Annotated in this window: 9 protein-coding genes; 3 read left to right on the forward strand and 6 right to left on the reverse strand. The window is 63.7% G+C overall.

What is annotated here, in order from left to right; translation table 11 throughout:
- Positions 1-186: 186 nt before the first annotated feature.
- Both FJ930_RS22275 and pdeM read left to right on the forward strand, forming a co-directional pair.
- Positions 187-2,721 (forward strand): ligase-associated DNA damage response DEXH box helicase, encoded by a 2,535-nt coding sequence (locus FJ930_RS22275; RefSeq protein WP_141840125.1) that lies wholly within the window; start codon positions 187-189, stop codon positions 2,719-2,721.
- Entirely contained in the window at positions 2,718-3,434 is a 717-nt protein-coding gene (gene pdeM / locus FJ930_RS22280) for a ligase-associated DNA damage response endonuclease PdeM (RefSeq protein ID WP_141840126.1), read from the forward strand. Before FJ930_RS22275 ends, pdeM begins: the two co-directional genes overlap by 4 nt.
- A gap of 2 nt (positions 3,435-3,436) precedes the next feature.
- On the opposite strand, the gene FJ930_RS22285 is transcribed toward pdeM, so the two are convergent.
- The 3 genes from FJ930_RS22285 to FJ930_RS22295 are packed head-to-tail and all read right to left on the reverse strand — an operon-like array spanning position 3,437 to position 8,037.
- Positions 3,437-4,372 carry a DmsC/YnfH family molybdoenzyme membrane anchor subunit gene (locus FJ930_RS22285; protein WP_141840127.1) on the reverse strand — a complete coding sequence of 312 codons (936 nt, stop codon included), beginning with the start codon at positions 4,370-4,372 and terminating at the stop codon, positions 3,437-3,439.
- A 3-nt stretch (positions 4,373-4,375) separates the two neighbouring features.
- Positions 4,376-5,110, reverse strand: a complete 735-nt coding sequence (locus tag FJ930_RS22290; RefSeq protein WP_141840128.1) for a 4Fe-4S dicluster domain-containing protein — start codon at positions 5,108-5,110, stop codon at positions 4,376-4,378.
- Positions 5,107-8,037: a molybdopterin oxidoreductase family protein gene (locus FJ930_RS22295; RefSeq protein ID WP_181763449.1), complete on the reverse strand. Its 2,931-nt coding sequence runs from the start codon at positions 8,035-8,037 to the stop codon at positions 5,107-5,109. Before FJ930_RS22295 ends, FJ930_RS22290 begins: the two co-directional genes overlap by 4 nt.
- Before the next feature lie 278 nt (positions 8,038-8,315).
- On the opposite strand from FJ930_RS22295, the gene FJ930_RS22300 reads away from it, so the two are divergent.
- The gene (locus FJ930_RS22300) at positions 8,316-9,218 is read left to right on the forward strand and encodes a LysR family transcriptional regulator (RefSeq protein WP_141840129.1); all 903 of its coding nucleotides are present in this window, start codon (positions 8,316-8,318) and stop codon (positions 9,216-9,218) included.
- Positions 9,219-9,338: 120 nt separating this feature from the next.
- On the opposite strand, the gene FJ930_RS22305 is transcribed toward FJ930_RS22300, so the two are convergent.
- The 3 genes from FJ930_RS22305 to FJ930_RS22315 form a co-directional block, all read right to left on the reverse strand.
- Positions 9,339-10,595 carry an Hsp70 family protein gene (locus FJ930_RS22305; RefSeq protein ID WP_141840130.1) on the reverse strand — a complete coding sequence of 419 codons (1,257 nt, stop codon included), beginning with the start codon at positions 10,593-10,595 and terminating at the stop codon, positions 9,339-9,341.
- 170 nt (positions 10,596-10,765) lie between these two features.
- The gene (locus tag FJ930_RS22310) at positions 10,766-11,557 is read right to left on the reverse strand and encodes a TIGR02186 family protein (RefSeq protein WP_141840131.1); all 792 of its coding nucleotides are present in this window, start codon (positions 11,555-11,557) and stop codon (positions 10,766-10,768) included.
- Positions 11,557-12,480, reverse strand: coding sequence for a sulfite exporter TauE/SafE family protein (locus tag FJ930_RS22315; RefSeq protein WP_141840132.1), 924 nt, complete (start codon positions 12,478-12,480; stop codon positions 11,557-11,559). The genes FJ930_RS22310 and FJ930_RS22315 overlap by 1 nt, the downstream gene beginning before the upstream one ends.
- Positions 12,481-12,632 lie beyond the last annotated feature (152 nt).

Here is a 12,632-nt window from a genome sequence, read left to right on the forward strand (position 1 = left end):
CGCCATGATCAGGGACCAAAAACCATGGCAACCCGCTTGAAATCCAAGACAGTCGCTCTCCCCGTATAGTGACGGGGGCGCTTTCCCCGAACATTTCGTCAATCTCTTATGGCGAAGTAGATAGCGCGATCCCCTTTTGTTCCGATTCTGCTTGGCGATCGCGCGCGCTCGCGCTACCTCTGGCACGTGACAGAGCAGCCGCGCCTTGCAGACCAGAATGCCGCCATTGCCCTGCCCGAGCCATTCGTAAAATGGTTCGGCGAGAAGGGCTGGTCGCCGCGCGCCCATCAGATCGAACTCCTGGCGAAGGCCCAGAGCGGACAGTCGGTGCTGCTGATCGCCCCGACCGGCGCCGGCAAGACGCTGGCAGGCTTCCTGCCGTCGCTGACCGAACTGGCCGTCAGGCCAAGGCGAAAACCAGGGCACGCGCATCGCGGCATCCATACGCTCTACATTTCGCCGCTGAAGGCGCTGGCCGTCGACATCGAGCGCAATCTCGGCAAGCCGGTGGAAGAGATCGGGCTGCCCGTCACTATCGAGACGCGCACCGGCGACACGCCTTCGCACAAGCGCCAGCGGCAGAAACTCGTGCCGCCCGACATCCTGCTCACCACGCCAGAGCAACTGGCGCTGCTGATCGCGGCTCCCGATGCCAGGCGCTTCTTCGAGGACCTGCGCTATGTCGTGCTCGACGAACTGCATTCGCTGGTGACCTCCAAGCGCGGCCATCTCCTGGCACTCGGCCTGGCGCGGCTGCGCAGCTTTGTTCCTGGCCTGCAGACGATCGGCCTGTCGGCGACGGTCGCCGAACCGGATGAGTTACGGCGCTGGCTGGTCAGCCAGAACCCACCCAGCGCAATGGCCGAATTGATCGTCGTCACCGGCGGTGCGAAGCCCGAAATATCGATCCTCGATTCGGAAGAGCACGTGCCCTGGGCCGGACATTCGGCTCGTTATGCGACGCCGGAAATCTACCGCGAAATCAAGCGCCACAAGACGACCTTGCTATTCGTCAACACGCGCAGCCAAGCGGAGCTGCTGTTCCAGGAATTGTGGCGCGCCAACGAAGACACGTTGCCGATCGCGCTCCACCACGGCTCGCTCGATGTTGCGCAGCGCCGGCGCGTCGAAAAGGCAATGGGCGACAATGCGTTGCGCGCCATCGTCGCCACCTCCACGCTCGACCTTGGCATCGACTGGGGCGATGTCGATCTGGTCGTGCATGTCGGCGCGCCGAAAGGGGCAAGCCGCCTGGCGCAGCGCATCGGCCGCGCCAATCACCGCATGGACGAACCGTCGAAGGCAATCCTCATCCCAGCCAATCGCTTCGAGGTGCTGGAGTGCCGGGCAGCGCTGGACGCCAACTATCTTGGCGCGCAGGACACGCCGCCGCTGGTCAATGGCGGGCTCGATGTGCTGGCACAGCATGTGCTGGGCTGTGCCTGTGGCGCACCGTTCAGTGCCGATGCGCTGTTCGAGGAGATCCGGACTGCCGCGCCTTACGCCGATCTTGATCGCCAGACATTCGACCGCGTCATCGATTTCGTCGCCACCGGCGGCTATGCTTTGAAGAACTACGAGCGCTACGCCCGCATCCGCCTGAACAAGGAGGGACTATGGCGGGTATCCAATCCGCGCGTCGCCCAGCAATACAGGCTGAATGTCGGCACCATCATCGAGGTGCCGGCGCTCAACGTGCGGTATGTCCAGGCCGGCAGCAAGGGTTCGGCGTCGCGCGGCGGCCGGGTTCTGGGCAAGATCGAGGAGGCTTTCCTCGAAACCCTGACCCATGGCGACACCTTTATGTTTGCCGGCAAAATTCTGCGTTTCGAGGGCATCCGCGAAAGCGAATGCTTCGTGTCCAACGCGCCCGGCAGTGATGCCAAGGTGCCCTATTATGGCGGCGGCAAGTTTCCGCTTTCGACATACCTTGCCGAGCAGGTCCGCATCATGCTGGACGACCCGCAGCGTTGGAAGCAACTGCCTGAACAGGTAGCCGATTGGCTGAGATACCAGGCAGAGAAATCGGTGCTGCCCAAACGCGGCGACCTGCTGATCGAGACTTTTCCGCGTGGCAACCGCTACTATCTGGTCGCCTACCCATTCGAGGGCAGGCTCGCCCACCAGACGCTAGGCATGCTGCTCACCCGTCGGCTCGACCGGGCGGGTGCCAGGCCGCTGGGCTTTGTGGCCACCGACTATGCGTTGGCAATATGGTCGCTGGGCGACATGGGCGCGATGTTCAAAGCCCGCAAGCCGTCTCTCGGCGCGCTGTTCGACCAGGACATGCTGGGCGACGATCTGGAGGCCTGGCTCGCCGACAGCTGGCTTCTCAAACGCACCTTCCGCAATTGCGCCCTGATCTCAGGGCTGATCGAAAAACGGCATCCGGGCCAGGAGAAGAGCGGTCGCCAGGTCACCGTCTCCACCGACCTGATCTATGACGTGCTGCGCAGCCACGAGCCCGACCACATCCTGCTTCAGGCAACGCGCGCGGACGCGGCTGCCGGTCTGCTGGATGTCAGTAGACTTGCGGACATGCTCTCGCGCATCCAAGGTCGAATCATGCATAAGAATCTGGAGCAGATTTCGCCGCTCGCGGTGCCGATCATGCTTGAGATCGGCAAGATGCCGGTGAACGGCGAAGCCGATGAAACGCTTTTGATGGATGCGGCGACACTGGTCGAGGAGGCCATGGGACCGGGAATGAGTGAGGCATGAATTTTTCGCTGGCGCGTGCATCGCTGATTGCCGAGGCCGACCTTGTCGGCATCGCCGGCGAGCGTGCGGTCTGCGATCCGCGCGGCGTGCTCTACTTCCCGGAACTCAAGCTGCTGGCGGTCTCCGATCTGCATCTGGAAAAGGGGTCGTCTCTGGCAAGGCGCGGTACGCTGATCCCGCCCTACGACACCGGTGCGACCTTGCTGCGGCTGCAGGCGGTGATTGCCGACTATCAGCCGTCGATCGTCATCAGCCTGGGCGACTCCTTTCACGATGGCGGCGGCGCCGGGCGCATGCATGCCAGCTTCCGCGAGCGGCTGGAAGCGCTGATGGCCGGTCGCCAATGGTTCTGGGTCGCCGGCAATCACGACCCGGAAGCGCCGGCCGACCTGCCCGGCGAAACCGTGCGGGAACTTGCCATCGGCGCGCTGCTGTTTCGGCACGAACCGTCGAAGGTGCGCCTCGAGGGCGAGATCGCGGGCCATCTCCACCCTTGCGCCCGCATCGTGCAGCGCGGGCGCTCGGTGCGCAGGCGCTGCTTCGCCGGCGATGGCGGCCGCATGATCATGCCGGCCTTCGGTGCCTATACCGGCTCGCTCAACGTGCTCGACCGCGCCTATGGCGGGCTGTTCCGCCTGGAATCGCTGATGGCCTATATGCTTGGCACCGACCGCATCTTCGCCATCTCTGGCTCGATGTTGCACCCCGGCTGAGCTCAACGTCCGTAGTACAAGGTTACCGTGTGCTTGGCTTCGGCGAAGAACAGCCAGCGCTCGACCAGCATGCCGGCGAATTGAGCAACGGCGGCGAGCGCCGAAAGCACCGCCGCCAAGGGCCACGGAAAGGCGAAGGCGGCAACCAGCAACAGGATGGGTAAAGCGAAGGCCAGCGCCTGCGTGATCCGGCGCAGCTTCGCGCTGTGCTTGCGCGCGATGCGAAAGCCCATTTCCTTGAGCAGGTAGTTTTCTTCGGTGTGCGGCCATTCCAGTGTCCGCACCGTGCCGCCGGCAAGCCCGGTTGCGGTGTTGGCGGTGGTCGCGGTTTCCAGCCGGTCGTTGTAACGCCAGGTTGCCAGTTTCCAGATCCAGCCAAGCAGGACGAGCGGCACGGAAAATGCCAGAAAGATGTTCGAGCCCAGGGCAAAGCCTTGCAGCACCGCGTTCAGAAGCACGCTGCCGCTCATCGCCGAGAAGATGAGGTAACCGGGCAAGGTGTAGGGGCTGTGCCAGTGGGCGATGGGTTTCAGCGAGGCATAGATCATGCCTGTCATACAGACCGTGACGATGGCGCCAATGGCGGCCAGAACCCCGGCGGCCGCCACCCAGCTGTCGAGGCGGCCAAGAATGACCCAGCCGATGCCGAACAGTCCTGCCGGGATGAAGGTGGCCACCGAGGCAACACCTTCACGCGACAGCCAGGAGCTGCGCCATTGCGAGAACGCCCGCCAGGCCCGCTCCGGCCGGCCGAGATGGCCGGTCGAGGACAACAGGCCGGCGCTGATCAGGCCGAGCGCCAGCCCCATGCCGACGAACCCCAGCCAGAAGTCTGGCGAGACGAGGCCGGCCGCGCCAAGCACGCCAAGCAGCGCGAGCAGACCATAGCCGGCGCCGGTGGCGGTGGTGAAGAAAACGACGGAGAAGGCGGGATGCATGGGCTAATTCGAAAGCATGCGGTCGACCCAGCCGAGAAAGCCGCCTTCGGCCCGCACCGGCTCCAGCGCCTTTGCGGGCACCGATGCGGCGCGTTGCGTGTGGGCGCGCGGCGGCAGGTATTTGTTGGTCGGGTGATAGCCCATCTCCGGCATCAGGTCGACGCCGCCACGCTCCGTCACCAGTAACGAAATCGCCGAAGCGGGATCGCCAAGATCGCCGAAATGCCGGGCGCTGGTCGGACAGGCGGCGACGCAGGCCGGCACGCGGTCCTGCTCGGCCAGATTGTCGTTATAGATGCGGTCGACGCAGAGCGTGCATTTCTTCATGACGCCGACATCGGTGTCGAATTCGCGCGCACCATAGGGGCAAGCCCAGCTGCACAGTTTGCAGCCGATGCACTTGTCCTCGTCGACCAGCACGATGCCGTCCGAGGCCCGCTTGTAGGAGGCGCCGGTCGGACAGACGGTTACGCAGGCCGGCATCTCGCAATGCAGGCAGGAGCGCGGGAAGTTCACCGTGCGCCCGCCCATTTCAGTGATGTGCTCATAGCTGTGCACGCGGTTGAACCAAACGCCGTCGACATGGCCGCCATAAGGGTCGATGTCGGTCAGCGGCGCCATATGCCCGCCGGTATTCCATTCCTTGCAGGCGGTGACGCAGGCCTGGCAGCCGACACAGGTGTCAAGATCGATAACCAAGCCGAGCTTTTTGTCGGTGTGGGTGGGAAGGCAAGTCATTCCGCAGCCTCTCTTGCCCGGCGAAAATCGGCGCCGAAGCTCAGCTTGTCGGGCAAAGGCTCGAAATGCGGCGGCTGGTGAAAACGCTCGAACTGGGGCTCGGTGAAACCGGCTTCCTCCGCCGCGCATTTGACGATGCGTACGCGCAGGTCGAACCAGGCCGCCTGGCCGGTAACGGGATCCGAGTTCGAATAGCATTTGCCACTGGCGTCGGCCGATGTCTGGTCGCCGATGATGTGATTGAGCAGGAAGCCGCGATTGCTCTCGGCGGCATCGTCCTTAAGCCCCCAGCTGCCGCGCCTTTTGCCGATGGCGTTCCAGGTCCAGACCGTGCTTTCGTTCACCCCGTCGATCAGCTTGATCTGCCCCTTGACCCTGCCATTGATGCTTTCGATCCACACCCAGTCGTCGTCGACAAGACCGAGGCTGGTGCCGGTCCGGTGATGCACGAACAGCCGGTTCTGGCTGGTGATCTGCCGTAGCCACGCATTCTGCGAACCCCAGGAGTGATACATGTGCATGGGCCGCTGCGTCAGCGCGTGCAGCGGATATTTTTTAAGATCGACGACCGCTTCCTCGAAGGGCGTGTACCAGAGCGGCAGCGGGTCCATGTAGGTCTCGATGCGCTGGCGTTCGGCCTCCGGTGGCTGCATCCGCCCATGGCCGCGCGCGGCCAGTCGAAAGCGCTGCAGCGGTTCGGAATAGAGCTGGAAGATGATCGGCTCCGCCTCGGTGATAAAGCCCATCCGCACCGCGAAATCGAGATAGGAGCGGTTGGCCATCTTGTAATAGCGCTGGTCGTCGGCAAAGTCGTGGTGCCAGAAGCCGCCATTGTCGATGTAGCGCTGCAACTGGTTCGGATTGGCCTCGCCCTTGCCGATCGAGGTCCCGTCCTTGCCGCGCCAGCCGGCCAGCGGGCCGATGCCCGGCGTGCGCTCGTGGTTGACGATATATTCGGCATAGTCCGCATACTTGGCCGATCCGTCGTCGTTGACGAAACCCGGCAGACCGAGCCGCGCGCCGAGCTCGATCAGCACCGACTGGAACGGCCTGACGTCGCGGTCCGGCTCGACGACGGGATGGCGGATGGCATCGCCCGGCCCGTCGGCATGGCTGATTGGCCGGTCAAGCAGGCTGATGCAGTCATGGCGCTCGAGATAGGTGGTGTCGGGCAGAACGAGGTCGGCGAACGGCACGGTCTCGGAATAATAGGCGTCGGAATAGATGATGAACGGGATCTTGTAGTTGCCGGTCCCATCTTGGTCAGTCAGCATATGAATCGTCTCGACGGTATTCATCGAGGAATTCCAGGCCATGTTCGACATGTACATCATCAGCGTGTCGATCGGGTAGGGATCGCCCGCCCAGGCATTGCGGATGACGGTGTGCATCAGGCCGTGCGCGGCCAGCGGCGCGTCCCACGAATAGGCCTTGTCGATGCGCAGCGGCGTGCCGGCTTCATCGACCAGCAGGTCATCCGGCCCACAGACAAAGCCAAGCGGCATGCCGTCGAGCGGCGTCATCGGCTTGACGGTCTTGCCGGCGGGTTTTGGGCCCGGCGGCGCCGATCTGGGGTAGGGCGGCTTGAAACGAAAGCCGCCGGGAACATCCACAGTGCCGAGCAGCACCTGCAGCAGGTGGATGGCGCGGCAGGTGTGAAAGCCGTTCGTATGAGCGGAGATGCCGCGCATGGCATGCATGGAAACAGGCCGCCCCTTGATGGTCTCGTGTCGGCGCCCCGCCCAATCGGTCCACGCGACCGGCAGTTCGATCGTCTGCTCGAACGCGACATGGGCGAGTTCGGCGGCGATCCGGCGGATCGTATCGGCGGGAATGCCGCAACGCTCCGCGACCGCGTCCGGTGCATAGCTCTCATCGAGGTAGCGGTCGGCGATCAGCTGGAACACCGGCACGCAGCGGCGGCCGTCGACTTCGAAGCTGCCGGTCAGCGCCGGCTTCGCCTCCGGGTCGATTGCCTTGACGGAGGCTTTCGCCACCCTGTCCCAGGCCAGCGGATTGCCGTCGGCGTCGCGCACGAACAGCCCGTCATCGGCGGCGTCAGTCTCCTGGATGACGAGCATGTGGGCGTTGGTGTAATGCAGGAGATAGTCGAGGTCGACGCGCCCGGCCTTCATGAGTTCATGGATGAGCGCGAAGACGAACAGGCCGTCGGTGCCGGGCCGGATGCCGATCCAGTCGTCCGCAATGGCATTGTAGCCGGTCCGGCATGGATTGATCGACACAACCTTGGCGCCGCGCGCCTTGAGCTTGCCGAGGCCGATCTTGATCGGGTTGGAATCATGGTCCTCGGCGACGCCGAACAGCATGAAGTACTTCGTGTTGTCCCAGTCGGGCTCGCCGAACTCCCAGAACGAGCCGCCGATCGAGTAGAGCCCCCCGGCCGCCATGTTGACCGAACAGAAGCCGCCATGGGCGGCGAAGTTCGGCGTGCCGAACTGGCTGGCCCACCAGCCGGTCAAGGATTGCGACTGGTCGCGCCCGGTGAAGAAGGCGAGCCTTTTCGGGTCGGTCCGGCGAATGGCCGAGAGTCGCGCGGTCGCGATCGAAAAGGCTTCTTCCCACTCGATCTCCCGGAACTCGCCCGAGCCCCGTGGCCCGCTCCGGAGCAGCGGCTTCCTCAGCCGGGCCGGGCTGTAGTGCTGCATGATGCCGGAACTGCCCTTGCCGCAGATCACGCCGCGATTGACCGGATGGTCATTGTTGCCGTTGATGTAGCGGACCTTACCGTCCTTGACGTGCACGTCGATGCCGCAGCGGCAGGCGCACATATAGCAGGTCGTCTTGGCGATGCGGTCGGAAACGCTTGGCGAGGTGTCGACGCCGTCGCCTTCATCGGGCGCGCGGGTGTCGGCAAGCGGGCGTTGCGATGGTGCGGAATTCGCCCCGCGCGGCGGTCCGTGCATCATGATCCCGCCGTATCCACACGGTTCGCGGACTTGGCCCGTGTCTTCGGCCCGGGACCACGCATGTAATGCTCTTCCGGGTGATAGCCATCGCCGGCCAGCCGCCGCCGGATGCCACGGGCCCAATGGGCAAGCAGGGATCTGAACCGCCCGATCATTTTATCAGCTGCTATTCGATGGCCAATTTTTTCTAACTTCGATCAAAAAAGTAGAATAAAGCTATCGATCCGTCTAATCAGTTGTTCTTGTAAATTCGATCGATATTGGTTCTTAATGCCCCCATGACCCTGGATCAGTTGCGCATTTTCGTCGCCGTCGCCGAGCGCGGCCACATGACCAAGGCGGCGGAGCTTTTGGGCATTTCCCAGTCCGCCGCATCGGCCGCCATCCGTGCGCTTGAAGAGCAGCACGGCGTCCATCTGTTCAACCGCGTCGGCCGCAACATCGAACTTGCCCAGACCGGCCACCGGTTCCTGCCCGAGGCCAAGGCCGTTCTGGAGCGGGCCGCCGCCGCCCGCAACGTGCTGGAACATGTCTCGCAGACGGTCGCCGGCAGTCTCTCAATCGCCGCCAGCCTGACCATCGCCAGCTACTGGCTGCCGCGCCGGCTGGCGTCCTTCCACGAGGCCTACCCCGCGGTGAGGCTGAGCGTCAGCATCGGCAATACAAGGCAGGTCGAGGCCAGCGTGCTGGATGGAACCGCCGATCTCGGCCTGGTCGAGGGGCGCACTGAGTCCGACATATTGCGCCGCGCCAAGGTCGATACCGATCGGTTGATGCTTGTGGTCGCCAGTTCGCATCCCGAGATCGCCGAAACCGCGCCGGGACGCCCCGACATCAGGGGCCTGCGCTGGATCATCCGCGAGGGCGGTTCGGGCACGCGCGAAGTGCTGGAGGATTTGGCGCGCCGTGAGGGGATTTCGCTCGCCGACTTGCAGGTGTTCCTGGTGCTGCCCAGCAACGAGGCGGTTCGCCAGGCGGTCGAGGCGGGGGCCGGCGCCACCATCATCTCGGAACTTGTCGTCGGACGCGCCGTCGCCGAAGGCAGTCTGAGAGCCGTGCCGATCGAACTGCCAAAGCGCGACTTCGCCATGATCACCCATCGCGATCGCCAGGCAAGCCTGGCCCAGATGGCGCTCAAGGCGCATCTCGGCGCGGAAACCGCGGGAAGCAGGTCGGCTTAGAGCAATTCCAGGAAAAGTGCGTAGCGGTTTTCCGTCCGGAATTGCGTCAAAACAAAGTGTAGCAATCCAGGAAAGGGCCGTTGCGGCTCCCGTCTGGAATTGCGTGGAAACAAAGACGATTCAGCCGAACTTCCGTTGGGCATCCAAAGCCAGGCCAAGGCCGACCGAGCCGAACATGTCGCCTTCGATGACGGAAGCCTGCGGCACCAGCGACAGGATTTCCCGTCTTGCCAGCGGGATCGCGGTCGATCCGCCGGTGAGGAACACCGCCGTGATGTCCGCCGGCTTGACCTGCGCGTCGCGGAAGGTCTGGCCGACCGTTTCGGTGATCCGCTCGATATCCCTGGCGATCGTGGCGTTCAGCCCCTCGCGCGTGATCTCGGCGGCGAACGCGGCGCCCGGCAGCGTCACGGCGACTTCCGCCGACGACCTGTCGGTCAGCTCTATCTTGGCCTTTTCGACCAATGCCGCCAGCGCGTGCCCATAGCGATGCTCGACGATGTGGATGAAGCGGTCGACCAGATCGGCGCGTTCGGCCTCGTAGCGGATCTGGCGCAGATGCGTCATCGCCTTGGCGGTATAAACCAGGTTGATGCGCTGCCATGTGGCGAGATCGATGAAATAGCTTGCCGGCAGATTGCGCTTGCCGTCCTTGGTCGGGGTCAAATAGCCGAGCCTCGGCATCACATGGGCGATGCTAAGCAGCCGGTCGAAGTCGGTGCCTCCGATATGGACGCCACGGCTGGCCAGTATATCGTCCTTGCGGTCGAATGACCGGGCGCGCTGCGGCGAGACCTTGACGATCGAGAAGTCCGACGTGCCGCCGCCCATGTCGATGATCAGCGCCAGTTCCTCGCGCGTCACCTTCTGTTCGTAGTCGAGCGCCGCGGCGATCGGCTCGAATTGGAAAGCGATATGCTTGAAGCCTTGCGCGTGGGCAGCAGCTTCGAGCTCGCTCTGCGCCTTCGCATCGGCCTTGGCATCGTCATCGACGAATTGTACCGGCCGGCCGAGCACCACGCTCTCGACCGCACCGCCGGCGTGTTCCTGCAGCCTTTTCCTGAGATGACCGATGAACAGGCCGACGATCTCCATGAAGCCGATCGAGCGCGCCTTGATGCGGGTCTTTTCGTGCGCGAGCGAGCTGCCAAGCACGCTCTTCAGCGAGCGCATCAATCGGCCTTCGACCGCATCCGTGTAATTGGCGATGGCCTGGCGGCCGTAGCCGATGCGGCCGTCCTCGAAGTTGAAGAAGACGGCACTCGGCAAGGTGACCTGGCCGTCCTCAAGAGGAACGAGGTGCGGCTGTCCGCTGCTGACCACGCCGACGGTGGAGTTTGACGTGCCGAAATCAATGCCGGCGAATGCTGGTCGCATCGCAGCCTCCTGTCATTGGCGGGCAGCGTATCGGCGCTCGCGGGAGAGGTGCGCGCCTTGGTTTCGGGCGACCGAACCACTCTGCCGGATTGAATTGTGCGTGTATGCCCGTCGGGCGGGGAGGTGCGGTCTATAGCATGGCGCGAGAAAGGGAAACCCCTTTTGGCGTCTCAGTCCTTGCGGAAGAGCAGCCTGCCGAGCCAGCCCGTTATCATGGCCAGCGATATGGCGAAGACGCCATAGAGGAAAGAGTAGTCGTGGGCGACGCGGAAGATCGACTGCTCGAAACCGGACTTGCGGATTTCCAGCTGGGCCGAGCTTTCCTTGATGAACAGGCCGCTCTTGAACAGGAAGGCGCGCGCCTTGTGGGTGCCGACCGGAACATTCGGCGCCAGCCGAACTGTGGCGCGGAACAGGTTCTGCGACAGGAACTGCACGCCGCCGACATTCTCGCTGTAGAGGCCGGTCGCCGATTTGCGCTCGCGCAAGGCCGCGGTGAATTCCTCGATCGTGGCCGGGCTATCGCCGGCGTCCGCGGGCTGCATGTAGAGATTGGAGGCGCCGAGCGACAGCTGCCTGTAGCTGTTCGGTTCGGTGATGTCCTGCAGCGGTCGTGTCGTCGCAACCGAATAGGAGACCGGCACGTTCTCGAAGGTCTCGGATTCCAGATTGATCCAAACACCGAGCACCCGGTCCTTGCGGCGTACCACTACCGGCTTGGGTGGCCCTTCAAGCACGACGATGACATCGTAGCGACCCTGGCGCGCAACCAGCGGATCGGGGTTTTCCAGCGAACCGAAGATGGTCAGGTCGGCGCCGGAAAAGCCGGCGGTGATGGAGACATTGTCCGTAGAAAGGCCGATCTGAATGCTTTCTATCGGTGGCGTCTGTGCTCTCGCCGGCGTGGTTGGCGCAAGCAAGGACAGGAAGATGGCGGTTGCGAGCGTCCCCAACCCCCTCATCAGTTGAGACCCGCGCCGGACAGCGAATAGAGATTGGGCGGCGTCACGAACAGATCGATGGCAAGCCGGATTGCCACGGCCAGCACCAGCAAAGCCAGCAGCGCCCTCAATTGCTCGCCGCGCAGCCTCTGGCCGGCCTTGGCGCCATATTGCGCGCCGGCCACGCCGCCGGCCATCAGCAGGAAGGCCAGCATCACATCGACGGTTTGGTTGGTGGTTGCGTGGACCAGCGTCGTGTAGGCGGAGGTGAAGATGATCTGGAACAGCGAAGTGCCGATAACGACGTTGGTGGGCACTTTGAGCAGATAGATCAGCGCCGGCACCATGATGAAACCGCCGCCGACACCCATGATGGACGACAGGAAGCCGATGCCGGCACCAAGGCCAAGCACCGGGATGACGCTGACGAACAGTTTCGACGCCCTGAAGCGCATCTTCAGCGGCAGGCGGTGGATCCAATTGTGCTGGCCGGATTTCTTCAGCACCGGCGCCGCGCCACTGCGCGTGGCGCGCAGGGCATTGACGCTTTCGACCAGCATCAGACCGCCGACGGTGCCGAGCAGCACGACATAAAGCAGCGAGATGAACAGGTCGAGCTGACCAAGCCTGCGCAGCAAACCGAAGACAAAGATGCCGCCGGTGGAGCCGACGATGCCGCCCGCCAGGAGCACCCCACCGAGCTTGAAGTCGAGCGTCCCCCGCTTCATGTGCGACAGCGCGCCGGAGAAGGATGAGGCGATGACCTGGTTGGCGCCGGTGGCGACCGCGATCGCCGGGGGGATGTTGTAGAAGATCAGCAGCGGTGTGATGAGAAAGCCGCCGCCGACGCCGAACATGCCCGACAGGAAGCCCACCGCGGCCCCCATGGCCAGCAGCACGAAGACGTTGACGGAAATTTCCGCAATCGGGAGATAGATGCCCACCCGTCAGTCTCGATCAGTTTGCCTGTCGGCCAATGCTGCCGCGGCTGGCAGTCTCGCACCGAAAAGCCAATTTTTTCTTGCGCCGAAACGGTGGTGGGGTCAAACCCCGCCACCGTGCCGAAACAAAAAATATCTCAATCAGTTAACAGGCA

Source organism: Mesorhizobium sp. B2-4-15 (genome assembly GCF_006658505.1).
Classification (GTDB): Bacteria; Pseudomonadota; Alphaproteobacteria; order Rhizobiales; family Rhizobiaceae; genus Mesorhizobium.